Origin of the sequence: Streptomyces rubellus, assembly GCF_036323805.1 — a bacterium.
GTDB lineage: Bacteria > Actinomycetota > Actinomycetes > Streptomycetales > Streptomycetaceae > Streptomyces.
Window position 1 is genome coordinate 1 of the sequence record NZ_JAZDCX010000026.1, and the last position, 24,785, is coordinate 24,785.

General features: G+C 74.6%; 15 protein-coding genes. 12 read left to right on the forward strand and 3 right to left on the reverse strand.

The window, feature by feature from the left end:
* The 11 genes from V1L54_RS24590 to V1L54_RS24640 all read left to right on the forward strand — a co-directional run.
* A partial coding sequence (locus V1L54_RS24590; protein WP_330120303.1) for an acyl carrier protein occupies positions 1-313 on the forward strand: 313 nt, incomplete at its 5' end.
* Positions 310-2,253, forward strand: coding sequence for an aminotransferase class I/II-fold pyridoxal phosphate-dependent enzyme (locus V1L54_RS24595; protein ID WP_330120304.1), 1,944 nt, complete (start codon positions 310-312; stop codon positions 2,251-2,253). The genes V1L54_RS24590 and V1L54_RS24595, both read left to right, overlap by 4 nt.
* A gap of 5 nt (positions 2,254-2,258) precedes the next feature.
* Positions 2,259-3,959 (forward strand): amino acid adenylation domain-containing protein, encoded by a 1,701-nt coding sequence (locus V1L54_RS24600; protein WP_330120305.1) that lies wholly within the window; start codon positions 2,259-2,261, stop codon positions 3,957-3,959.
* A gap of 11 nt (positions 3,960-3,970) precedes the next feature.
* On the forward strand, positions 3,971-10,762 hold the full coding sequence (locus V1L54_RS24605) for an aminotransferase class I/II-fold pyridoxal phosphate-dependent enzyme (RefSeq protein ID WP_330120306.1): 6,792 nt from the start codon (positions 3,971-3,973) through the stop codon (positions 10,760-10,762).
* Between the two features lie 114 nt (positions 10,763-10,876).
* A complete protein-coding gene (locus V1L54_RS24610) occupies positions 10,877-11,875 on the forward strand; it encodes an NAD-dependent epimerase/dehydratase family protein (RefSeq protein ID WP_330120307.1) in 999 nt (332 codons plus the stop codon).
* 67 nt (positions 11,876-11,942) lie between these two features.
* Positions 11,943-12,824 (forward strand): thioesterase II family protein, encoded by an 882-nt coding sequence (locus V1L54_RS24615; RefSeq protein WP_330120308.1) that lies wholly within the window; start codon positions 11,943-11,945, stop codon positions 12,822-12,824.
* Positions 12,812-13,900 carry an SAM-dependent methyltransferase gene (locus V1L54_RS24620; protein WP_330120309.1) on the forward strand — a complete coding sequence of 363 codons (1,089 nt, stop codon included), beginning with the start codon at positions 12,812-12,814 and terminating at the stop codon, positions 13,898-13,900. Before V1L54_RS24615 ends, V1L54_RS24620 begins: the two co-directional genes overlap by 13 nt.
* A 20-nt stretch (positions 13,901-13,920) precedes the next feature.
* On the forward strand, positions 13,921-16,626 hold the full coding sequence (redH, locus tag V1L54_RS24625; protein WP_330120310.1) for an undecylprodigiosin ligase RedH: 2,706 nt from the start codon (positions 13,921-13,923) through the stop codon (positions 16,624-16,626).
* Between the two features lie 114 nt (positions 16,627-16,740).
* The gene (locus tag V1L54_RS24630; RefSeq protein WP_330120311.1) at positions 16,741-18,009 is read left to right on the forward strand and encodes a Rieske 2Fe-2S domain-containing protein; all 1,269 of its coding nucleotides are present in this window, start codon (positions 16,741-16,743) and stop codon (positions 18,007-18,009) included.
* A 76-nt stretch (positions 18,010-18,085) separates the two neighbouring features.
* Complete coding sequence (locus V1L54_RS24635; protein ID WP_330120312.1) at positions 18,086-18,769, forward strand: DUF1295 domain-containing protein; 684 nt, start codon at positions 18,086-18,088, stop codon at positions 18,767-18,769.
* Between the two features lie 72 nt (positions 18,770-18,841).
* Complete coding sequence (locus tag V1L54_RS24640) at positions 18,842-19,810, forward strand: lysophospholipid acyltransferase family protein (RefSeq protein WP_443076780.1); 969 nt, start codon at positions 18,842-18,844, stop codon at positions 19,808-19,810.
* 112 nt (positions 19,811-19,922) lie between these two features.
* Here the strand turns inward: V1L54_RS24640 and V1L54_RS24645 are convergent, their stop codons facing one another.
* The 3 genes from V1L54_RS24645 to V1L54_RS24655 all read right to left on the reverse strand — a co-directional run bounded on the left by V1L54_RS24645 (position 19,923) and on the right by V1L54_RS24655 (position 23,747).
* Complete coding sequence (locus V1L54_RS24645; protein WP_330120313.1) at positions 19,923-22,274, reverse strand: ABC transporter permease; 2,352 nt, start codon at positions 22,272-22,274, stop codon at positions 19,923-19,925.
* 5 nt (positions 22,275-22,279) lie between these two features.
* A complete protein-coding gene (locus V1L54_RS24650; protein ID WP_330120314.1) occupies positions 22,280-23,005 on the reverse strand; it encodes an ABC transporter ATP-binding protein in 726 nt (241 codons plus the stop codon).
* Between the two features lie 103 nt (positions 23,006-23,108).
* Positions 23,109-23,747, reverse strand: a complete 639-nt coding sequence (locus V1L54_RS24655; RefSeq protein WP_330120315.1) for a TetR/AcrR family transcriptional regulator — start codon at positions 23,745-23,747, stop codon at positions 23,109-23,111.
* Between the two features lie 292 nt (positions 23,748-24,039).
* Between V1L54_RS24655 and V1L54_RS24660 the strand changes: the two genes are divergently transcribed.
* Entirely contained in the window at positions 24,040-24,777 is a 738-nt protein-coding gene (locus tag V1L54_RS24660; RefSeq protein ID WP_330120316.1) for an SRPBCC family protein, read from the forward strand.
* The last annotated feature ends 8 nt before the right edge of the window (positions 24,778-24,785 follow it).

A 24,785-nucleotide genomic window follows, 5' to 3' on the forward strand; every position in this document is an offset into this window, starting at 1 on the left:
GCACCCCCGCCACCTCCTCATGACCACCGCCCCGGCGGCCGAGCCCAGGAAGCCCATGAGCACTCAGCAGTCCATCATCAACCACATCGCCGACGTCTGGCTGGACGGCGACGCCGACGGGCTGGACGCGCAGGTCCCCATCACCGAGCTCAACATCGTCGACTCGGCCGGGATCTTCGACCTCGTGCACTACCTCCAGGAGACGTTCCGGGTCACCGTGCCGCTGCACGAGATCACCCCGGCGAACTTCCGGACGGTCGAGGCGATCACCGGCCTCGTCGAGCGCCTGCGGAAGGAGGGGGCCGTCCGATGACGCACACGGCGGAGGAGACCGCGGCGGACCGGGCAGCCGGCACCCCGGCCGGCACCGCTGCCGGGGAGACCAAGGACGTCCACCGGCAGGTGGTGGACATCATCGCCTCGCGCACCCTGTACGACGAGTCCTACCTGCTGCCGGAGAGCGACTTCGAGGGCGAGCTGGGCATCGACTCGGTCGTCTTCGAGTCGATCCTGGAGACGGTGCGCGAGCACTTCGCCCTCGCCGGGCCGCTGCCCGGCGGGCTGACCACGATCCGCGAACTGGCCGAGGCGGTCGAGGAGGCGCTCGGCACCGTGCCGGACACCACATCGGGCACCGCGCCGGACACCGTGCCGGGCCCGGACGGCGACGTCCTGTTGGAGACCCTGGTCGCCCAGGCCATGCACCACACCCGGTACCAGCGGCACCAGCTCGGGCCGGACGCCGACTTCGAGAGCGAACTGGGCATCGACTCCGTGGTGCTGACCTCGATCGTCGCCGACACCGCCGACGCCCTCGGCCTGGCCGCGGACGTGGCGGGCGGCGTGACGGCGACCACCCTGCGGACCCTGGCCGAGGAGCTCCGTCCCCACCTCACCGGGACCGCGGGGGTCGTCCCCGTCCGGCCGGGGACCGGCGCGGACACCGGCGCGGAGCCCGGTGCCGTACCGCCGGAGCCGTACGGCGAGGACTCCTGGGACAGCCGCTCCATGAAGGACTTCATGGAGGAGCGCGACCCCGACCTCTTCGCCAAGACCCGCAGCTTCGGCGCCTATCTGCGGCGGCGCAGGCGGGACCGGCTCTACTGGTACGGCATGCCGCTGCGCTCCCGCTGCGGGAACCGGGCCGTGATCTTCGACGAACTCACCGGGCGCGAGCGCGAGTTCCTGATGTTCGCCTCCAACAACTACCTGGGCCTGGCCAACCACCCGAAGGTGGTCGAGGCGATCTGCGAGGCCACCCGCACCTACGGCGCCACCCACACCGGCTCCCGCTTCATCGGCGGCACCAACACCCTGCACAAGGAGCTGGAGCGGCGGCTGGCCGCCTTCAAGCAGCGCCCGGCCTGCATCGTCTATCCCGGCGGTTACGCGGCCAACCTCGGCGCCATCTCCGCGCTGGTCAAGAGCTACGACACGCTGATCACCGACAGGCTCAACCACATGAGCATCCTCGACGGCGGCAAGCTCTCCGGCGCCGAGCGCCGGATCTACCGGCACAACGACATGGCCGACCTGGAGCGCGTCCTGGCGCGCTGCGCGGACCGGCCCACGGGCAGGCTCATCGTCGCCGACGGCGTGTTCAGCATGCACGGCGACATCTGCGACCTTCCCGAGATCGTCCGCCTGGCCCGGGAGTACGGCGCGCGGGTGATGATCGACGACGCCCACGCCACCGGGGTGCTGGGCCGGCGCGGCTCCGGCACGGCCGAGCACTTCGGCCTCAAGGGGGCGGTGGACCTCGAACTCGGCACCATGAGCAAGACCCTCGCCGGCATGGGCGGCTTCGTCGTCGGCGAGGAGGAGGTCGTCGAGTACCTGCGCCACTACTCCAACTCCTACGTCTTCGCCGCGAACATCCCCGCCGGGGTGGCGGCCGGGCTCATCGCCTCGATCGACGTGATCGAGTCCGAGCCGGAGCGGATCGAGCGGCTGTGGGACAACATCCGCCTGCTGCACGGCCTGCTGACCGACGCCGGGTTCGATCTGGAGAACACCCGGAGCGCCATCCTCCCCGTGGTCGTCGGCGACGAGCGGGCCGCGATGGAGATGGGCCGGGCCGTACGCGCCCGCGGGCTGTACTGCCAGACCGTCGTCTTCCCCGGGGTGCCGCTGGGCGACGCCCGGCTGCGGGTCAGCGTCACCTGCGAGCACACCCGCCAGGACCTGGCGGAGGCGGCCGGGATCTTCGTCGACGCCGCCCGCGAGGTCGGCGTCCTGCCGTCGGCGGGGTGAGGCCGGTGACCAGGCAGCAGACCGGCCGCCCCGGCGCGTACGCCCCCGGCGGCGAGCCCGACGACCCCGATGACGTGGCCCTGATCCGGCTCCCCGCGCGGCTGCCGGACGGACAGGCCGTCCGTCCGGCGTTCGTGGGCGAGCGGACCGTGACCTACGGGGAACTCGCCGGGGAGGTCGTGGCGCTCGCCGCCGCCCTGGCGGAGCTGGGCGCCGTACCCGGCGACCGCGTCGCCGTCTGGACGGACAAGCAGCCGCGCTACGCCGGGGCCGTCCTGGCCGCCCTGCGGGCCGGGTGCGCGTACGTGCCCCTGGACGGCCGCCAGCCGCCGGACCGGGTGGGCACCATCCTGGCGGACGCCGAGCCGGCCGTGGTGTTCACCGACCGGACCCGGCTGGGCCCGCTGGCCGGGGCGGGCCTGCCCGCGTCGGTCCGGGCGGTCGTCCTCGTGGACCCGGAACCGGACGCCGGACCGGACGCCGGGCCCGCCGGTACGGCGCCGGAGCGCGGGACCGCACCCGTCCCGGTGCCCGTCCGCACCTGGGACGCCCTCACGGACCGCACCGCCGGCCGCACCGCCGGACCGGCACCCGGCCGCGACGACCTCGCCGCCCTCCTCTACACCTCGGGATCGACCGGCACCCCCAAGGGCGTGCGGATCACCTACCGGAACCTGGCGGCCTTCATCCGCTGGGCCCGCGCCGAGCTCGCCCTCGGCCCCGGGGACGTCCTGGCCAACCACGCGTCGTTCAACTTCGACCTGAGCACCTTCGACCTGTTCGCCGGGCTGTCGTCCGGCGCCGCGGTGTGGATCGTCCCCGACGACCGGACGCGCGACGTGGCGGCCCTGGCCGCGGGCGTCCGCGAGCACGGCGTCACCGTCTGGTACTCGGTGCCCTCGGTGCTCAACCTGCTGACGGTCTCCGGCGCGCTCACCCCCCGGGCCACCCGCACCCTGCGCCACGTGCTCTTCGCGGGCGAGGTCTTCCCCGTGCCGCAACTGCGCGCCCTGGCGGCGCTGCTGCCCGCCGAAACCTCCCTCTACAACCTCTACGGCCCGACCGAGACCAACGTCTGCACCTACCACCGGGTCCGTCCCGAGGACCTCGCGAACGACCGGCCGGTGCCGATCGGCGGGCCGCTGCCCGGTGCGCGGCTCACGGTCACCGGCGAGGACGGGCGTCCCGCCGAGGGGCCCGGGGCGATCGGCGAGCTGGTCGTCGAGGGCGACTGCGTCACCCCCGGCTACTGGCGGCGCGAGACGGAGTCGGCCGCCGCCGGGCACCACCTGGGCCGCCACGCCACCGGCGACCTGGTGAGCCGGGAGGACGGCGGGCTGGTCTACCGGGGGCGCCGGGACCGCATGGTCAAGCTCTCCGGCTACCGCGTCGAACTGGGCGAGATCGAGGCCGCGGCGCTGCGGCACCCGGCGGTCGAGACCGCGGCGGCCGTGGTCGCCGGGGGCGACGACCCGCGGATCGCCCTCTACTACACCGTCCGCGACGGCGCCGACGCGCCCGGCCTGCTCGCCCTCAAGCGGCACTGCGCCCGCCACCTGCCGCCCTACATGCTCCCGCGTACCGCCGTGCGCCTGGCCGAGCTGCCGCACAACGCCAACGGCAAGACCGACTACCGCCGACTGGCCGACGAGGCCGCCGAAGCGGCCGCGGCGGGCCGGCGCCCGCGGGCCCTGACCGGCAAGTGACGGAGACGCACATGACACCAGATCCGATCGAGGTCCTGTGGCGGGGAGGGGAACCCGAGACCGTCACCGCGGTCCTGCGGCACCACCTCGAACACCGCCCCGACGAGCTCGCCTACCGCTTCCTGACCGGGCACGACGGGGCCGAGGAGTCCTGGACCTACCGCGAACTCGACCTGCGGGCCCGCACCGTCGCCGTCCTGCTGCAGCGCGAGCACCTGGCGGGCCGCCCCGTCCTGCTGCTCCACCCCCCGGGTCTGGACTACGTCGCGGCCTTCCTCGGCTGCCTGTACGCGGGCGCCGTCGCCGTGCCCGCCTACCCGCCGGACACCGCGCGCTTCGACCGGACCGTGCCGCGGCTGGCGGCCATCGCCCGGGACTCGGGGGCTACCCACGCCCTGACCACCGAGAAGGTCGCCCGCTCCGTCGCCGGCCGGCGCGCGGAGGCCGAGGCGCTCGGGCTGGGCGGACTGCGCTGGACGGTCACCGACCGCGTTCCCGCGGCCGACCGCGACCCGGACGCCTGGCGCGACCCGGGCACCACCGGCGGCTGCCTGGCGTTCCTCCAGTACACCTCCGGTTCGACCGCCACGCCCAAGGGCGTCATGGTCGGCCACGCCAACCTGCTCCACAACCTCCGCTCGATCCATCTGCGGCTGGCGCACGACCGCGACTCCGCGATGGTGTCGTGGCTGCCGCCGTACCACGACATGGGACTCATCGGCGGCATCCTGACGCCGCTGTACGGCGGCTTCCCCGCCCATCTGATGTCGCCCCTGACCTTCCTCGCGCAGCCGTTGCGGTGGCTGGAGACGCTCTCCCGGACCGGCGCGTCCACCAGCGTCGCGCCCAACTTCGGCTTCGAGCACTGCGTCCGCAGGATCACCCCCGAGCAGCGCGGCGCCCTGGACCTGAGCGCCTGGCGGCTGGCGCTCAACGGCGCCGAGCCGGTGCGCGCCGACACCCTGGAGCGCTTCGCCGAGTACTTCGCGCCCTGCGGCTTCGACCGCCGGGCACTGCTGCCCTGCTACGGGCTGGCCGAGGCGACGCTGATGGTGACCGGCACGGACGCCCACGAGCCGCCCGCCGCCGGGACGTTCGCCTCCGGCGCGCTGGAGGCGGGCACCGCCGAGCCCGCCGAGCCCGGCGCCGGGCGGACCACCCGTGTCGTCGACTGCGGTACGGCCGTGGACGGCGTCGAGACCGCGATCGTGGACCCCGCCACCCGGCGCCGGGTCGCCGGCGAGGGGCGGATCGGTGAGATCTGGGTCGCCGGGCCGAGCGTGGCCAGGGGCTACTGGCGGCGGCCCGACGCCACCGAGGAGACCTTCGGCGCCCGGCTCCGGAACGACGACGGCGGCAGCGGCGCCGACGGCGGTGGTGACGGGCCCGGCACCACCTGGCTGCGCACCGGCGACCTGGGCTTCCTGCGCGAGGACCGGCTGCATGTCGTCGGCCGCACCAAGGACGTCGTCATCGTCCAGGGCCGCAACCACTACCCCCACGACATCGAGCTCACCGCGGAGCGGGCCCACCGGGTGGTCCGGCCGGGTGCCGGCGCCGCCTTCGGGGTCCAGGTGGAGGGCGCCGAGGAGCTGGTGGTCGTCCACGAGATCGAGGGACGCCGCCTGGACGACCGGATCCCCGTCGGGGACCTGCTGGCGCGGCTGCGCACCGCGATCACCGAGGAGCACGAGGTCACACCGCACGCCGTCGTCCTGGTCCGCAGGTCCGGGGTGCCCAGGACCACCAGCGGCAAGATCCGGCGCCGGGCCTGCCGCCAGGACTTCCTTGACCTGGCGCTGCCGGTGGTGGCCGCCGGGGTGCTCCGGGAGACGCCGGAGCACCCCGCCCGCACCGCCGGCCCGGCCGCGGGCCGGAGCCGGGAGGAGATCGCCGGGACCGTCGCCCGGGTGCTCACCGGCGCGGTGCCGGGGGACGCCGGGAACTCCGGGGCGGCCGGGGAGACCTCCGGCCGTACGTTCGCCGAGCTGAGTCTGGACTACCCGCGGCTGCTGAGGGCCGTGGCCGAGCTGGAGCGGCTGCTGGACGTCCGGGTCTCCGTCGGGGACCTGTTGGTCACCCCGACCGCCGACGCGCTGGCCGGGCAGTTGTACGAGCGGACCCGGCCGGAGGCGGGCGCCCCCGGCGGCGCGTCCGCCGGCACCCCCGGTGCCCGGCGGTACCGCGTGGGCGCGGCCGCCGTCGAGGCCTGGCTGACCGACCGGATCGCGGACCGCCTCGGGCTGTCCGCCGGAGCGATCGACCCCACCGTGCCCTTCACCTCCCTGGGGCTCGACTCCAGGCAGGCGGTCGCCGTCGCCGCCGAACTCGGCTCCTGGCTGGGCACCCCGCTGACCCCGGGGGTGGTCTTCGACCATCCGACCGTCCGCGCCCTGGCCGCCCGCCTCGCAGCCCCGGCGGAACCCCGGCCCACGGCCGTGCCCGCCGCCGTGCCCGCCCCGGCGCCCGCGGTCGGCACCGGTGGCGCCGGAACCGGTGGCGCAGGGGCCGACGAGCCGATCGCGATCATCGGCATGGGCTGCCGCTTCCCCGGCGCCCCCGACCCGGAGAGCTACTGGCGGCTGCTGACCGACGGCCGCGACGCCGTCGGCGAGGTGCCGCCGGGCCGCTGGGACCCCGAGCGGGTGCGGGCGCCCCGCCACGGCGGGTTCGTCGAGGGCGTGGACGAGTTCGACGCCCGGTTCTTCGGGATCTCCGCGCGCGAGGCCGAACGCATGGACCCGCAGCAGCGACTGCTCCTGGAGACCGCCTGGCGGACCCTGGAGGACGCCGGCACCGCGCCGACGAGCCTGGCGGGCGGCGACACCGGGGTCTTCGTCGGCATCAGCAGCCACGACTACGCCGACCTGCAGATGGGCCACCTCGACACCGTCGACGTCCACAGCGCCACCGGCAACGCCCTGTCGGTCGCCGCCAACCGCGTCTCCTACCTGCTGGACCTGCGCGGCCCCAGCCTGGCCGTGGACACGGCCTGCTCCTCCTCCCTGGTGGCCGTCCACCTGGCCTGCCGCAGCCTGCGTGACGGGGAGTGCGGCACGGCCCTCGCGGGTGGCGTCAACCTGATGGCCACCCCGGGCCTCACCGTGGCCTTCGCCGAGGGCGGGATGCTCGCCCCCGGCGGGCGCTGCCGCACCTTCGACGACGCCGCCGACGGGTACGCGCGCGGCGAGGGCGCCGGTCTGGTCCTCCTCAAGCCGCTGTCCGCCGCGCTCGCCGACGGCGACCGCGTCCATGCGGTGATCCGGGGGACGGCCGTCGCCCACGGCGGACGCGGCAACGGGCTGACCGCGCCCCGGGGCGCCGCGCAGCGCGCGGTGCTGACCCGGGCCCTGGACCGGGCGGGCCTGACGGCCGGGCAGATCGGCTACGTCGAGGCCCACGGCACCGGCACCTCGCTGGGCGACCCCGTCGAGTGGGAGGCCCTGACCGAGGTCTACGGGCGCGGCCGGGACGGCGCGGAGCCCTGCCTGGTCGGCTCGGTGAAGACCAGCATCGGCCATCTGGAGGCGGCCGCGGGCATCGCCGGACTGATCAAGGCCGCCCTCGTCGTACGGCACCGGCAGGTGCCTCCGCTGCTGCACCTGCGCACCCCCAACCACCGCATGACCTGGGAGGGTTCGGGCCTGGAGGTGCCCATCCGGTGCCGTCCGCTGCCGGGCGGCGGCACCGCGCGGGCCGGGGTCAGCTCCTTCGGCTTCGGCGGCGCCAACGCCCACGCGGTCCTGGAGGCCGCGCCGGAGCGGCCCGCCCGGCCGGAGCCGGACCCCGCCGCGCGGCCCGACCGGCGGGTGCACGCCCTGTGCCTGTCGGCGCACACGCCCACGGCGCTCACGGCGCTGGCGGGGGAGTACCGGACGCATCTGGCGAGCCGCCCCGGCGTCCCCCCGGCCGACCTGTGCCACTCGGCGAACACCGGCCGGGCCCAGCTGGCGCACCGCGCCGTCGTCACCGGCCGGTCGGCCGCCGAGCTCGACGCCGGGCTGGAGGCGCTGGTGCGGGGCGGGCCCACCACCGCCGTGGTCCGCGGCCACGCCGCGGGCGGCCCGGTCCGCCGGACCGCCTTCCTCTTCAGCGGCCAGGGCAGCCAGTACCCGGGCATGGGCCGGGACCTGTACGAGACGCACGCCGGGGCGGCCCGCGTCCTGGACCGGGCGGACGAGGTGCTCCGGCCGCTGCTGGACACCTCGCTGCTCGGCCTGCTGTTCGACGACTCCGGCGCCGAGCGGCTGCGGAGCACCCGCTACTGCCAGCCGGCCCTGGTGGCCCTGGAGGTGGCGCTCGCCGAGCTGTGGGCGTCCGCCGGAGTACGGCCGGACGCCGTGCTCGGCCACAGCGTCGGCGCGCTCGGCGCGGCCTGCGTGGCGGGGGTGCTCTCCTTCGAGGACGCCCTCACCCTGGCCGCCGAACGGGGCCGGCACATGGCCGCCCAGCCCGGGGACGGCGCGATGATCGCCTGCACCGGGGACGCCGGGACGGTCCGCGCCGCCGCGGCGGGCTTCGCCTCGGTCGCGGTCGCCGCCGTCAACACCCCCGGCCACCTGGTGCTCTCCGGGGAGCGGGAGGAGATCGACGCGCTGCGCGAGACGCTCACCGGTCAGCGGATCACCGTGAAGCCGCTGGAGGTCTCGCACGCCTTCCACTCCAAGCTGATGGCCGGGGCGGCGCCGCCGCTGCTGGCCGCGGCGCGCTCCGCCGTCCACGCCGAGCCGCGCGTGGCGTGGATCTCCGACGCCACCGGGGAGCGGGTCCGGCGGATCGGCGCCGACCACTGGGTCGAGCACCTGCTCGGCACCGTGCGGTTCGCCGACGGCTTCGCCGCCCTGCGCCGCATGGGCTGCGACACCTTCGTGGAGATCGGACCGCACTCCACCCTGCTCGGCTTCGGACGGCTCATGACCGCCGCGGCCGAGGACGGCACCGGGGACGGGGGTGAGCGGGACGGCGGGCCCGGTGCCGGGAGCCCGGCGCCGCTGTGGCTGCCGTCGCTGCGCCGCGGGGGAGACGACTGGGCCACGCTCCTGCAGTCGCTGGGCCGGCTGCACTGCGCGGGCGGCGAGGTGGACTGGGCCGCGCTGGACGAGGACCGGCCGCGCGAGCGGGTTCCCGTGCCGCACGCGGTCTTCGAGCGGCGGTCGTACTGGTTCACCCCGCCCCGGCCGGCCGGCCCCGCCGGGCAGCACACCGAGCCGTACGCCCGGCCCGCCACCGACCCGGCGGTCCCGGCTGCTTCCGTGCCCGCCCCGGCCGGCGCGGGCACGGTGCGCCACGCCGTCCTCGGCCTCGTCGCCCGGGTGAGCGGCTTCCCCGTGGAGCAGCTTCCGCCGTACGCCCGCCTCGGCGCGGACCTCGGCTTCGACTCCCTGATGCGGGTCGATCTCGAACGCCGTATCGCCGCGCGGTTCCCCGACCGGGTGGCGCGGCTGCGCCGGGACCTCCCCGAGGACCCCACCGTCGGCGACCTGACCGACCGCCTCACCGAGACCGCTCCGTTGCCCGAGACCGACCCCGAGACCACCGGAGCCCCCATGGCCGCGCAGCCCCGCACCCCGTGGCCGGAGGCGCCATCCGCCCCCGCTCCCGTGCCCGCCGAGCCGCCGGTGCGCATGGAGTACGAGTTCGAGGAGTGGGCCGAGTACGCGGAGCTCCAGGGCCGGCTGCGGCAGGCGGGCGCCGACGGCGCCAACCCCTACGGGCGCGTCCACGAGGGCTTCAACTCCGGCCGCGCCCGGCTGAACGGCCGGGAGGTCCTCAACTTCGCCGCCTTCAACTACCTGGCCCTCTCCCACCATCCGAGGGTCCGCCGGGCGGCCAAGGCGGCCATCGACCGTTACGGCACCTCCAGCTCGGCGACCCCGCTGCTGTTCGGCGAGACCCCGCTGCACCACGAACTCGACACCGAGATCGCCTCGTTCCTCGGCACCGAGGGCGCGATCGTCTTCGCCGGGGGGCATGCCACCAACGTGGCGACCGTGGGCCATCTCTTCGGCCCGGAGGACCTCATCGTCCACGACGAGTGGATCCACGACAGCACCGTGCGCGGCTGCATGCTCTCCGGCGCCCGGCGCCGGCCCTTCCCGCACAACGACTGGGCGGCCCTGGACCGGATCCTCGGCGCCATGCGCACCCGGCACCGCCGCGCGCTCGTCGTGGTCGAGGGTGCGTACAGCCAGGACGGCGACATCCCCGACCTGCCCCGGTTCATCGAGGTCAAGAGGCGCCACCGAGCCATGCTCATGATCGACGAGGCGCACTCGATCGGGGTGCTCGGCGCCACCGGGCGCGGCATCGGGGAGCACTTCGGCACCGACCCCGCCGACGTGGACCTGTGGATGGGCACGCTCAGCAAGGCCATCGGCAGCCTGGGCGGCTACATCGCGGCCCGCGGCCCGCTCATCGAGTACCTCAAGTTCACCGCCCCGCTGCACATCTTCAGCACCGGCATCTCCCCCGCCAACACGGCGGCGGCGCTGGAGGCGTTCCGCGTCATCCGGGACGAGCCGGAGCGCGTGACGCGGGTGCGGGAGCTGTCCGACCACTTCCGCGCCGGAGCCCGGGCTCGCGGCCTGGACATCGGGGTCTCCCGGCTCTCGGCGGTCGTCCCCGTGATCACCGGCGACTGGGGGAGGACCATGGCGCTCTCCAACTCCCTGCTGGAGCAGGGCGTCAACGTGATGCCGATCGGCTATCCCGCCGTGGAGCGGGACAAGTGCCGCCTGCGCTTCTTCGTCAACCACGACCACGACGAAGCCGACCTCGACCGCGCCCTCGACCTCCTGGTGTGACACATGGCGACCAACGGCAGCATTCCGGCACCCCCGGCCCCATCCCCGCCCTCACCCTCCCCCTTCCCCTCCCCCGCCCCCGGCCCCTCGGGGTCCCCGGGCCCCGAGGTGCTGGTGACCGGCGCCAGCGGCTTCCTCGGCGGGCATCTGGTCCGCCGGCTGACCGGGCGCGGGTACCGGGTCCGGGCCCTGGTCCGCGCGGACAGCGACCTCACCGGTCTGGCCGGCGCCGAGCCCGGGCCCGAGACCGTCGTCGGCGACCTCACCGACCCCGCCGACGTGCGCCGGGCCGCCGAGGGCGTGCGGTACGTCTACAACTGCGCGGGCGTGTCCGCCGACTGGGGCCCCTGGGAGCGGTTCCGGCGGGTCAACGAGGACGGCGCCCGCAACGTCGTCGAGGCCGCCCACCACGCGGGCACCGTCGAACGCGTCCTGCACGTCAGCACCACCGACGTCTACGGGTACCCGGTGCGGCCCTGCGACGAGAGCGCCCCGCTGCGGGACACCGGGCTGCCCTACAACCGCAGCAAGATCCTCGGCGAGCGCGCGGTGCGGGAGGCGTCCTGCCGCACCGGCGTACCGGTGACCGTCGTCCGCCCGGTGTCGGTCTACGGGCCCGGCAGCAAGGACTTCGTGATCGAGATCGCGAACCTGCTTCTGAGCGGGCAGATGGTCCACGTCCGCCAGGGCCGGGCCCCGGCCGGACTGCTGTACGCGGATAACGCGGCCGACGCGATGATCGACGCCTGCACCTCCCCGCTGACCGCCGGGCGGGCGTACAACCTGCGCGATCCGGACCTCACCACCTGGCGCGAGTACGTCGGGGCCCTCGCCCGCGGGCTGGGCACCCGCCCGCCGCGGCTGAGCCTGCCCACCCCGGTGGCGACCACCGTGGCGGTCGTCTCCGAGAAGCTCTACGGCGCGCTGCGTATCTCCGCGCGGCCGGTCCTCACCCGGCACGCCGTCCACCTCCTCGACCGCGACCAGTCGTACCCCGCCGACCGGGCGCGCGAGGACTTCGGGATGAAGAGCGAGGTGGACTTCGAGGAGGGCATGCGCCGCACCCTGGCCTGGCTGGACACCCCCGAGGGGCGCAGGCATGTCAAGCGCTGAGGCACCTGCCGGGCCGGGCCCCTGGTTCCCGCCGGCCGGCCCGCCCGGAGCCGGGCCGGCGGCGCCGGTGACACCGGTCGCCGCCGCGCCGGATGCCGCCCGGACGCGGCTGGTCTGCCTCCCGTACGCGGGCGGCACACCGTCGGCGTACCGCGGCTGGGACGGGCACCTCGGCGACCGCGTCCGGGTCGTGCCGGTGCTGCTGCCGGGCCGGGGGCTGCGGCTGCACGAGGCGCCGTACACCCGGATGGTGCCGCTGGCCGCCGACCTCGCCACCGCGCTGACCGCGCACGGGATCACCGGGCGGCCCGGCGGTTACGCGCTGTTCGGGCACAGCATGGGCGCCCTGCTGGCCTACGAGGTGGCCTGTGTGCTGCGCGAGCGGGGCGAGCCCGGTCCCCGGCACCTGTTCGTCTCCGGCAGCCGGGCGCCGCACCTGTACGGCGACCGGGCGGACCACGCCCTCGCCGACGACGGACTGCGGCGTTTCGTCCGGGACCTCGGCGGTCTGGGCGGTACGGACCCCGGTGGCGTCGGCGGCGCCTACCTGGAGCGCCGGCTGCCGGTGCTCCGCGCCGACCTCACCGTCTGCGACACCTACCGGTGGCGGCCGCGCGGCCCGCTCGGCTGCCCCATGACCGCCTTCTCGGCATCCGACGACCCCCTCGCCGGCCCCGGCGAGGTGGAGGCGTGGCGCGCGTACACCACGGGCTCGTTCCTGCGCCGGCACCTGCCGGGCGGCCACTTCTTCCTGCTGAGGGAGGCGCCGCGGCTCCGGCTGCTGCGCGAACTGCGGTCCGAGACCGACCGGTTCGGCCCCGGCCCCGGCTCCGGCCCGGAGAGCCCGCCGGAACCGCCCGCCGCGTTCGCCCCGCCCACCGCGTCCCGCGCCACACCACCCACCCCGCCGCACGCCACACCGCAGAGGAACCCATCGTGGACATACTGAGCCTGGCCCAGAACGTCGTGGACCGCGTAGAGGGCCCCCTGACCCAGGCCCGCACCGTGGCCAAGGTCCTCGGCGACCGGCGGACACCGCTGCTGCTGGCGCTGTCCAAGGGGCTGATCACCCCGCTGTACCGGGCCGCCTTCCTGGCCTCCGCGGCCGGCGCGGGGATACTGCGCCCGCTCGCCACCCGCCCCTGCGACCTGGACACCCTGGCCGAGCGGCTGGAGATCGAGGGCGGCGACCGTCAACTGCTGCGCGCCTGGCTGGACATCGGCGTCCAGCTCGGCGAGTTCGACCGCCGGGAGGGCTGCTACCGGCTGCGGAGCACGGCGGCGAAGACGCTCGCCCGGGCCGACAACGACGCCGTCGCCGCGGCCCTGGAGGAGGTCATGCGCTTCCACCTGCCGGTCCTGCTCGACGGCCCGCGCATGCTGCGGGAGGGGCGGCGCTTCTCGCTCGGCGACCAGGACGGCTCGGTCATCGCCCGCTCCAGCCTGGTCGTGCGGTCCTTCGTCGAGGAGGCCGTCGAGCGCACCCTGGACACCACCACCCCCGTCCACCTGCTGGAGATCGGCTGCGGCAGCGGCGTGTACGTACGGCACGCCGCGCGGCTGAACCCGCGGCTGACCGCCCTCGCGATCGACCTCCAGCCGGAGGTCGCCGACCGGGCCGCCAAGAACATGGCCGCCTGGGGGCTCGCCGAGAGGGTGGAGACCCGGCAGGGCGACCTGCGCACCCTCGACCTCCAGCCCCGCTTCGACCTCGTCACCCTGCACAACAACATCTACTACTTCGCCCCCGAGGAGCGGGTCGAGGTGCTGGAGCGGGCCCGCGCCCTGCTGGCGCCGGGCGGGAGGCTGCTGCTCACCACCTCGTGCCGGGGCGGCCACATCGGCCTGGAGGTGCTCAACCTCTGGTTCACCTACGCCGACTTCGGCGGTCCGCTGCCCCGCGAGGACGAGCTCACCGACCAACTGGAGCGCGCCGGCTTCACCGACGTCCGGGCGGACCGGATCGTCCCCGGCGAGCAGTTCCACGCCTTCACCGGCACCAACCCGCCCGCCGCACAGCTCTGACCGCCGAGGAGGCACCGACCATGACACAGCATGTCGAGGACCCGGCGGCCGGGGCGTCCCGCTCCGAGCACGTCGTCGTTCTGGGGAAGGACCCGGCCGATCCGGCGGTCCTGGGCGGCAAGGCCGCCCGGCTCGCCGAGCTGATCGGGGCCGGGCTGCCGGTCCCGCCCGCCTTCTGCCTCACCACCGGCCTCTTCGAGGACTTCCTGCGCGAAACGGGCCTGGCCGCGCAGGTCCGTACCGCCGAGCCCCGGGTGATCCGCGAGAAGATCCTCGCCACCGAGCTGCCCGGCCCGGTCGCCGGGGCCGTGCTGGCCGCCTACGAGCGGCTGGGGAGCCCCCGGGTGGCGGTCCGCTCCTCCGCGCTGTGGGAGGACTCCGTGGACCAGTCCTTCGCCGGGCAGCACGACACCGTCCTGGACGTCGGCGGGAACGAGGCGCTGCTGGAGGCGGTACGGCGCTGCTGGGCCTCGCTGTGGTCCGACCGGGCCGCGGCCTACCGCGAGGACGGCGCCGAACCCGGGGCGATCGCCGTGGTGGTCCAGGAGATGATCCACTCCGACATCAGCGGTGTGCTGTTCACCGTGGACCCGGTCGGCGGCCGGCCGCACCGCATGGTGGTGGAGGCCTGCCAGGGCCTGGGGGAGGGCCTGGTTTCCGGCCGGGTCTCCAGCGACTTCTTCGCCGTCGACGACCGCACCCTGGAGGTGGTCGAGGAGCGGGTCCGCTACAAGGTCACCAAGTGCGCGCCGGTCGAGCCCGGCCGGATCGGTATGACGAAGGTGGACCCCGCCGCGCGCGACGTGCCCTGTCTGACGGGGGAGCAGCTGCGCGAACTGGCCGGACTGGCCCTGCGGGTGCGCTCCCACTACGGAGGCACCGAGCAGGACATCGAGTGGGGCCTGCGGGACGGCGTCCTCCACCTCTTCCAGACCCGCCCCGTCACCACCCGGCCCGCCCCGGACGGCGCCGGGCGGGCGGACCGGCACAGCCCGTACGTCACCGAGCAGCCCGCGGAGATCCGGCAGGGCACGTTGTGGTCCCGGATGGACATCGGCGAGATCTTCGTCGGGCTGATGACACCGCTGGGCCTGAGCTTCGCCCGGTACTACCAGAAGCACGTCCACACGGACTGCGCCGCCGCGCTCGGCGTCCGCGTCACCGGCGACGCCGACCGGCACATGGGGTACCTCCAGGGGCACGTCTACCTCAACATCTCCTACACCGCCCATCTGCTCGGCCAGTGCCTGCCCACCCGGGACCAGCGCCACTTCACCAGCCGCTTCGTCAGCGAGGAGGTGGACCTGGCCGCCTACCGGAACCCGTTCGGCACCTTCCCCGGCGGTGTGGAGGACGCGCTCTCGACGGCGGTCTGGCTGAAGTACACGGCCGCCGAGGTCGCCCGGACGAGAAGCCGCGCCGAGAAGATGGTCTCCTCCCGGCTGTACGAGTTCGACCGCGCCCGCCGACTGGACCACACCCGGCTGAGCCGGCGCGAGCTGCACACCGAACTGAACCGCCACCTGGGCTACTTCCACGACATGCACGTGGGCTACATGCCCTACTACATCAACGCCTTCGGCTTCTACGGCGTCCTGACCGAGCTGTGCGCGCGATGGCTGGGCGAGGACGGCGTCAACCTCCAGAACCGCATCAAGACGGACATGTCGACGCTGCGGACCGTGGAGTCGGCCCGGGAGATCTGGGCGGTGGCCCAGGCCGCCCGGCGCATGCCGCGCGCCCTGCGGATCATCGAGGAGGAGCCGCTGGAGGGCATCGAGGCCGCGCTCCGCGCCGACGAGGAGGGCCGGGCGTTCTGGGAGCTGCACATGGAGCCGTTCCTGCGCATGAACGGCACCCGCGGCCGGCAGGAGATGGAGCTCACCCACCCGCGGTGGATCGACGACCCGGGCTACCTCTTCCAGATGATCCGGCGCTACGCGGCCGACGGCACTGCCGAAGGTACTTTCGAGGACGCCTTCGGACGGGGCGGCGGCGACACCGGCGAGGCCCGGAAGGTGCTGGAGCGGCTGCCGGCGGCCAAGCGCCGCACCATCGAGACGGTCATCTCCCTGTACGCCCTGTGCAGCGAGCTGCGCGAGGCCACCCGGATGGCGATGATCACCTCCATCTGGCTGGTGCGCAACGTGGTCTACGAGGTCGGCCGCCGACTGGTGGACGCCGGGGTGCTGCACTCGCTGGACGAGGTCGCCCACCTGGACTTCGAGGACGTGCGGAGCTATCTGGCCACTGGCGCCGACGCCCGCGAGATCTTCGGCCGCGGCCGGATCGACGAGGCACGGCGGCTGCACGAGTACCACAAGCGCCTGCCGGAGCCGCCGCTGACCTTCATCGGCGAGCACGACGTCACCCAGGCGGTGCGGCCGGTGCCGGACGGTGCCCGGCTGGAGGGGCTCGGGTCGAGTCCGGGCCGGATCGTCGGCCGCGCCCGCATCGTGGAGGACCTGGTGTGGCAGGCCGACGAGTTCCAGGCCGGGGAGATCCTGGTCACCCGGTACACGGACGCCTCCTGGACACCGCTGTTCGCCGTGGCCGGCGGGGTCGTCACCGACATCGGCTCCATGCTCTCGCACAGCTCGATCGTGTCCCGCGAGTTCAACGTGCCGTCGGTGGTCAACACCAAGCACGCGACCCAGCGCATCCGGACCGGCGACCTGGTCGTGGTCGACGGCGACACCGGTGTGGTCGAGGTCGTCGAGGGCTGAACGGCCGGACCGAGGACCGACGGCCGACAGCCGAGGGCCGGGGAAGTCGGCCAACCCCGAAGACGCCGCAATCCCCCGCCGGCCCCGGTGGGAGACGATGAGGAGAGACGACCGATGATCCGCAACCAGTGGTATCCGATCCTCCAGCCGGAGGAGGTCGGCAACGACAGCCCCACCGGGGTCCGCCGCTTCGGCGAGGAACTCGTGCTCTGGCGCGACGTCGAGGGCAACCTCGTCTGCCAGGGCGCCCGCTGCCCCCACAAGGGCGCCAACCTGGCCGACGGCCGGATGAAGGGCGACTCCATCGAGTGCCCCTACCACGGCTTCCGCTACGGCTCCGACGGCGCGTGCCGGGCGGTCCCGGCCCTGGGCTCCGGGGCGCGCGTCCCCGGCTCGCTGCGCGTCCCCACCCACCCGGTGCGCGAGCGGTTCGGGCTGGTGTGGATGTGGTGGGGCGAGGAGCGCGACGTCCTGCCGGACCTGCCGGTCCCCCGGGAGGTCACCGGCAATCCCAAGGTCTACGCGACGAAGCGGTGGACCCGCCCGGTCCACTACACCCGCTACATCGAGAGCCTGCTCGAGTTCTACCACGTGACCTACGTGCACCGGGACCACTGGTTCAACTACATCGACTACCTGCTGCTGTACGGGACGCCGAGCAAGCTCGGGCTGGACGGCCGGGAGCGCTACCTCGCCGCCACCAAGATCGCCAACCACCGGGTGGAGACCGAGGGCCAGACCATCCGGTACTCCTTCGACCACTGCCAGGAGGACGACCCCGCCAACACCACCCACTACGAGATCACCTTCACGTTCCCGTGCATGGTGCACGTGAGGACCGAGCAGTTCGAGACGACCTCGTGGCTGGTTCCCATCGACGACGGGCACACCGAGCACATCCTGCGCTGGTACGAGTATCCGCAGGTCAAGCCGATCCTGCGGTTCGAGAAGCTGCGGCGGGTCCTGCCCTGGGCCTCCCTGTACATGGAGAAGTGGGTACAGGACCCCCAGGACGTGCGGATCATGGAGCGCCAGGAGCCCAAGATCAGCGCGGGCGGCATCAACAAGTTCATCCCGGTCGACGAGATGAACGCCAAGTACCTGGCGATGCGCGCCAGGCTCATGCAGGAGGCCGGGCAGACAGGGGAGACCGGGAGCGAGCCCGCCGAGTCGTCCGGGCCCGGGCCCGAGCCCGCGGGGCGGCCCGCCCGCCGGACCGCGGCCCGGACGGCCGCGGGCGGCGGACGCGGGAGGAGCGCCGCGGGCCGGACGGCGGACGGCTCCAACGGCTCCAACGGGACCGGTGGCTCCAACGGCTCCGGCGGGGCCGCGGACGGCGGGACCGGGGCCAGGACCGGGGCGGGGAGGAAGGTGGTCGGCTGACCGGTACCGCTTCCCGAAGAGCTGTCCGTGAACGGGGGGAAGGCGCAGAAGAAGGCGCAGAAAGCGAGAGTGGCCCATGTACGGCCGACACGATCCCTCGACCGGCCCCAAGCTCCTGGTGACCGCGTGCAACGCGCTCGCGGTCGCCGGTGTCGCCTGGTTCCTCCTCCTCGGCGGAACGGACACGGTGGGGGACTGGTTCGGAACCGACCTCGAGCGGGCCGACACGCTCCGCCGGGTCCTCCTGGTGAGCCTGTCGGCGATCTACCTGCTGCGGTTCGTCGCGACGACCTTCGTCATGCTGAAGCGGAAGATGGAGTGGTCCGAGGCGGCGACCGTCGGCGCCTGGGTCGTGGTCATCCACGGCACCATGGCGTACTTCGGCGGCACCAACACCGCCTCCCCGGGCTTCCTCGTCTGGCTGGGCGTGGTGCTCTACGCGGTCGGCTCCTGGCTCAACACGGGCTCGGAGTACCAGCGCAAGCTCTGGAAGCAGCGGCCGGAGAACAAGGGCAGGCTCTACACCGGAGGGCTGTTCAGGTACTCCATGCACGTCAACTACTTCGGCGACACGGTCCTGTTCACCGGTTTCGCGCTGGTGACCGGTACGGTCTGGGCCTTCGCCATCCCGTTGATCATGGCGTGCATGTTCGTCTTCCTGAACATCCCCATGCTCGACAAGTACCTCGCCGAGCGGTACGGCGAGGCGTTCGAGGAGTACTCGGCCAGAACGGCCAAGTTCATTCCGTTCGTGTACTGACGCACCGCGGCCGGCTCCTCGGTACCGGGCGCGCCGACCGCCGGACAACGACACACCGAGGAGACAGCAGACGTGTTCCAGGAGCAGAGGCCGTTCGGACACCACGACGGCGGCGGCCACCCCGGCGGCCGGCCCGGCGGCGGTACGGCGGGCGCGCGGGGAGCGGGCGGCCCGCAGGCCGCGGAGCGGCTCTCCCCGCTGGCCGAGGTGGGCAGGGAACTCCTGGCGAGAGGCGCCGAAGTCCTCGAACGCGTCACCTCCGGCGAGGGCGCCGTGGACGACTTCGGCTTCGACCCCGGGCTGACCGACGAGGTGATCCTCCCCGCCCTGCGCCCCCTGTGCGAGAAGTACTTCCGGGTCGAGGTGGAGGGGCTGGAGAACATCCCCGACTCCGGGGGCGCGCTGGTGGTGGCGAACCACTCCGGCACCCTGCCCCTGGACGCCCTGATGCTCCAGGTGGCGGTCCGCGACCGGCACGCCGCGCGCCGCAGGCTTCGGCTGCTCGCCGCCGACCTGGCCTTCTCCCTCCCGGTGCTCCGCGACCTCGCCCGCCGGGCGGGGCATGTGCGCGCCTGCCCCGAGAACGCCGTCCGGCTGCTCGACGAGGGCGAGCTGGTGGGTGTGATGCCCGAGGGCTACAAGGGCCTGGGCAAGCCCTACGAGGAGCGCTACCGGCTCCAGCGCTTCGGCAGCGGGGGCTTCGCGCGGGTCGCGCTGCGCACCGGGCGGCCGATGGTGCCGTGCTCCGTCGTCGGCGCGGAGGAGATCTACCCGATGATCGGCGAGTCCCGCACCCTCGCCCGGCTGCTGCGCCTGCCGTACTTCCCGATCACCCCCACCTTCCCCCTGCTGGGCGTGCTGGGCCTGGTGCCGCTCCCGACGAGGTGGACGATCCGCTTCGGCGAGCCGGTGACCACCGACGGCTTCCCCGCCGGCGCCGCCGACGACGAGAAGGTGGTGGAGAAGCTGGCGGGCGAGGTGCGGGACACCATCCAGCACACCCTCAACGAACTGCTGGAGCACCGCGGTCCGGTCTTCTGACGCGCCACCCCTCCCTCCCCCCTCCGCGTACCGCCCCGCCCTCCGGACCGGCAGGTCCGGGGGGCGGAGCGGTACGCGTTCCGTCCGGGGCCCGCCTCGGCCCGCCGCCCGGCTACTGGGCCCGCTCCCGTACGACCCGGGCCAGGTCCAGGCGCCGCACCATGCGCACCGCCGGCACCTGGGAGAGCAGCGACGCCGCCAGGACGGCCGCCACGGCGGCGGCCAGCACCGGCCAGCCCATCGAGAGTTCGACCGTGAACATGTCGCTGTCGAAGGCGCGCAGGGACTCCCGGGCGGCGACCGCGCCGAGCGCCAGCCCAGCCGGGACCGCCAGCAGGGTGGCGGTGAGGTTCTCGACGGCCAGGATCTTGGCGATCCGGCGCAGGGGCACCCCCGCCGCCCGCAGGGTGGCCAGCTCGTTGGTGCGTTCGGCCACGTTGACGGTCATCGTCACGTAGATGACCGTCAGGGCCAGGATCCCGCCGAGGACCAGCATCACCCCGACGAAGATCCAGAACAGGCCGAGGAAGCGGTCGATCTGCCGCCGCAGGGCCTGCTCGTCGGTGTACGCCACCACGCCGTCCAGGGCGGTGACCGCTGAGCGCGCCTCGTCCCGCTCGTCCCCGGTGACGCCGTCCTCGAAGCGGAGCTGGTAGCCGTTGGCCTCCAGCCCGGTCAGGGAGGCGACGGTGTCCCGGGTGGCGTACAGCTCGGTGCCGATCGGCTCGTCGAGCAGCCCGGCCAGCCGCGCCCGTTCCGCGCCGCCCGGCGTGTGCACCGTGAGGGTGTCACCGACCGAGACGCCCAGCCGGTCGGCGAGCGCCTGTCCGGCCAGGACGCCCTCCCCGGGCAGCTCCCGGGTGCCGCCGTCCCCGGTGCGGAAGCCGTGCATGACGGTGTCGGGGCGGTACCCCGTCAGGGTGGTGGGGTAGGAGTGTCCGTCCGCCGACGCGGTCACCGGCACCGTGGTGATCGCCTCGACCCGGGCCACGGACTCCACCTCGCCCAGCCGTTCCGTCAGGTCCCCCGCGCGCGGATCGGCCACCACCGTGGCGTCCTGCCGCTGCACCGTGCCGAACTGCACGTCCAGCAGGGAAACCATGCTGGTGATCATGCCGACCGAGGAGAGCGTCAGGATCAGCGCGAGCACGGTGCCCGTCATGGTGGCCAGGGTGCGGCGCCGGCTGCGGGTCAGCTCGCGCAGGGCCATCCGCAGCACCACCGGGAGCCGGCGGGCCCGGGCCACCGCCCGGCCCCAGCGCCCGGGGGCCCTCGGGGTGCCGGCGTCGCCGCGCATCGCCTCCGCGGGAGCGGCCCGGGAGGCGGCCAGCGCGGGCGCGATGCCGCCGGCCAGGCCCACCAGAACACCGAAGAACAGGCCGGTGACCAGCACGCCCGGGCGGGTCTGCACCACCGTGTCGGGGATGTCCAGCGCCGAGGTGTAGGCGTGGGACACCCCGGCGGTGGCGGCCGTGCCCAGCGCCGCCCCGAGCACGGCACCCGCCGTACCGGCCAGGACGCCGTGGCCCAGGTAGTGGCGCACCACGGTGCCGCGCGGCGCGCCCGCGGCCAGGAAGGTGGCGATGATCTTCCGTTCGGAGAGCACCAGCCGGGTGATCAGGACGTACGCCGCGACGGCCGCCGCCGACAGGAACAGCACCGGGAAGGCCACGGCGAGCTGCTCGAAGCCCTTGAGGTCCTCCTTGAGGGTGGCGCTCGACGGCTGGTCGGCGCGCGGCATGACGTCCACCGCGCCGGCCTCGCGCAGCCGGTCCGCGATCCGGTCGGCCGCCGGGCCGCCGCGCACGGTGTCGGTCAGTTCCACGAGGGTCTGCCGGGAGCCGTCGCCCGCCAGTTCGCGGGCGGTGGCCTCGGGCGCGAACAGCACCGCGAAGGAGTGCGGGTCGATCAGCACCTCCTGCCGGGTGTACGCGGGCCACAGGTACTCCGGGGAGACCACCGTGCCCCGCACGGTCAGGGTCCGCCAGCCGGAGCCGTCGAAGACGCGGAGCGGGTCGCCGGGGGACAGTCCGAAGGTGTCGGCGGCGTGGCGCTCCACCAGCACCCCGCCGGGGTCGCCGGGGGACAGGCCGCGCCCGTCGATCACGTCCACCCGGCCCACCTCGGGCCGCCCGTCCGCGGGCAGTCCGGTGACCCGGCCGAGGAGCTTGTCGTCGCCGACGCGCATCGGGACCCGGGCCTCGGTGCGCACCGTCACGCCCGCGACGCCCTCGGCGTCCCGCACGGCGCCGGCGATCCGCTCCGGATCGCCGCCGGTGGCGGTGAGGTCGGCGAAGTGCAGCCGGTCGTAGGTGCGTTCGTAGGACTCGCCGAGGTTGCGGTAGGCGTCGTAGCTGGCGGTGAACAGCAGCACGCCGACCAGCACGGTCGTCGCGATCGCGGCGAACTGGGCCAGCCGGCGGCGGATGTCCCGCCGGGTCTTGGTGGACAGGATCCGCGGCACGCCGGTCACCAGCTCACGGCGGAGACGTCGGCGGGTGAGGCGTTGCGCTCCACGGACTCCACCCGGCCGTCCTTCATGGAGACCACCAGATGGGCCATCGCCGCGACCGAGGCGTTGTGCGTCACCATCACCACGCCGCGGCCCTGCCGGTTGGTCTCCTGGAGCAGCCGCAGGACGGACTTGCCGGTGGCCGTGTCCAGGGCGCCGGTCGGCTCGTCCGCCAGCACCAGGTCGGGATCGGTGGCCAGGGCCCGGGCTATCGCCACCCGCTGCTGCTGGCCGCCGGAGAGCTGGGCGGGGAAGTGGTCCATGCGGTCGGCCAGCCCGGCCGCCGTGAGCAGTTCCGGGACACGGGCCCGGTCCCCGCGCCCGGTCAGCTCGACGATCACCTCGGCGTTCTCCCGCGCCGTCAGCGTCGGCACCAGGTTGAAGAACTGGAACACGAAGCTGACCCGGTCACGGCGGAACCCGGCGAGCGAGTTCGGCGGCCGTCCGGTCAGGGTCTCCCCGGCGACCTCCAGCTCCCCGCCGTCAGCCGCCTCGATGCCGCCGATGACGTTCAGCAGGGTGGTCTTGCCGGAGCCGCTCGGGCCGAGGATCACCACCATCTCGCCGGGCTCGACGTCCAGGTCGACGTCGCGCAGCGCCGTCACGGCGGCCTCACCGGCGCCGTAGGTCTTGGACACCTTGCGCAGCCGGGCTCCGCCGCGCGCTTGTGCTGTCTGGGCCATGTCTCTCCTCGGGGTCGTTCCTCGGGTGCACCGGTCGTGTCCCGCCGCGCGGCGCGGCACCCGTCGGCGGGCGGGACGGAACGCCGAGGGCGCGCCCGGGCGGTCAGCCGCCGCCCCCACCCGGGGGGCCGGTGGGGGCGGCGGGGCTCTCGGGCGGACCGGTCCGCGGGGCGGAGGCGGGGGCGCCCACGAGACGCCGCAGCGGGCCGGAGACCGGGACGGCGACCAGCTCCGGGTCGATCATGCGGTGCAGCACCAGGCTGTCCAGGGCGGCGCCCAGCAGCACCGCGGTGGCCTCCGGGTCCGGGCATCGGCCCGCGGCGCGCAGCCAGTCGGCCACGGCGGTGCGCCACTCGCGCAGCAGCTCCGCCATGCCCGCGCGCAGCCGCTCGTGGCGCCGGGCGGCCAGCAGCATCTCGGTGAACAGGATCGTGCCGGGGTCCTCGGGGGAGTACTCCGCCACCGCCTCCAGCAGCAGATCGAGGCCCGCCGCCGCGCCGGTGGACCGTACCGCCTCCAGGGCCCCCCGGACCTCGCGCCGGGCGGACTCCAGGGAGGCGTCGATCAGCAGGTCGGTGACGGTGTGGAAGTGGTAGTGCACCAGACCCGGCCGCAGCCCGGCGCGGTCGGCGACCTTCCGCGTGGTCACGGCGCCCCAGCCCTCCTCGACGATCAGCCGGGCGGCGGCGTCGAGCAGACGCGTCCGGGTCTCCTGGCCGCGCTCGGCCGCGGTGGGCGTCATCTCCCGGCACCTCCTGGGCGGTCGTCCTGGCCGCCCGGTCACTCGTATTGGGCGTTCGCATTGGGCGTATGACCAAGAAGTTAGCACGCCCCGCCGGCCGCCGCCAGGAGAGCCGGGCGGCCGGGCCCGGCCGGCGGCCGGCGGCCGTGCATAGCCCGAACGGCCCAGGAGCGCAGGACAGCGGGGGCGGGCGGTCCCAGCCTGGCTGTGTAGGAGGAGGTAGGTCCGGACGGGGCGCGGTCGGCCGGAGGGCCGTCGCGTGGCCGGTGCCGTGCTCCCAGGAGGTGGCCGGATGCCGCAGGTGCGGGTGTACGTGTCGATACCGCTGCCGGTCGAGGAGGTGTTCGGGTACCTGGCCGACGGCTGCAACCTGGCCGACTGGCACTCGGGTGTGATGGAGGTGCGGCCGGACGGGACGCGCGACGGCGCGCGGGACGGCACGGCCGGTGCGAGCGGCGCGGGCGAGGCGTACCGGTACCGGTTCCCGGGCCGCCGCCACGAGTGCCTGCTGACCCGGGCGGTGTACGAACCCCCCGCGCGGGTGGGGTTCGTCGGACAGCGCATGTGGACTCCGCTGGGCACCCAGATGCCGCGCTACGACTTCCGGTTGTGGCCCCGGGAGGGCGGCTGCCGGGTGGAGGTGGGGGTGACCTCGTCGCTGAGCGGCGCCATGGTGCTGCTGTGGCCGGTGGTGGCCTGCGGCTGGCGGCGGGACCTGCCCTTCGACGCGCAGCGGCTGTACGAGCGGCTCACCGGCGGTGGCGGGGAACCAGTGGCGGAGGAGGAGCGCGCGGTGCTCACGGCGTACGGGGCGGCGGGCGGCGGTCCGGCAGGCAGTCTCCCCGGGGACGCGCCCGCCCCGGACTTCCGCGCCCCGGCCGCCTCCCTGGGGGCCGCCGGAGGGCTCGGCGCCGGCCCCGACATCAGCACCGACCCGGGCTTCGGCCCCGTGGAACCGTGCCGGCGGACGCCCGCGGAGCCCCGGTGGCGCCGCTCCGTACGCCGCTTCCGGCCCGTCCCGCACGGCTGACCCGCCCG

Excerpts from the sequence above, each read along its gene's own strand:
- V1L54_RS24655 (WP_330120315.1), bottom strand. The coding sequence starts at position 23,747 with ATGACGCCCACCGCGGCCGAGCGCGGCCAGGAGACCCGGACGCGTCTG.
- V1L54_RS24630 (WP_330120311.1), top strand. The coding sequence starts at position 16,741 with ATGATCCGCAACCAGTGGTATCCGATCCTCCAGCCGGAGGAGGTCGGC.
- V1L54_RS24660 (WP_330120316.1), top strand. The coding sequence starts at position 24,040 with ATGCCGCAGGTGCGGGTGTACGTGTCGATACCGCTGCCGGTCGAGGAG.
- V1L54_RS24595 (WP_330120304.1), top strand. The coding sequence starts at position 310 with ATGACGCACACGGCGGAGGAGACCGCGGCGGACCGGGCAGCCGGCACC.
- redH (WP_330120310.1), top strand. The coding sequence starts at position 13,921 with ATGACACAGCATGTCGAGGACCCGGCGGCCGGGGCGTCCCGCTCCGAG.
- V1L54_RS24605 (WP_330120306.1), top strand. The coding sequence starts at position 3,971 with ATGACACCAGATCCGATCGAGGTCCTGTGGCGGGGAGGGGAACCCGAG.
- V1L54_RS24635 (WP_330120312.1), top strand. The coding sequence starts at position 18,086 with ATGTACGGCCGACACGATCCCTCGACCGGCCCCAAGCTCCTGGTGACC.
- V1L54_RS24650 (WP_330120314.1), bottom strand. The coding sequence starts at position 23,005 with ATGGCCCAGACAGCACAAGCGCGCGGCGGAGCCCGGCTGCGCAAGGTG.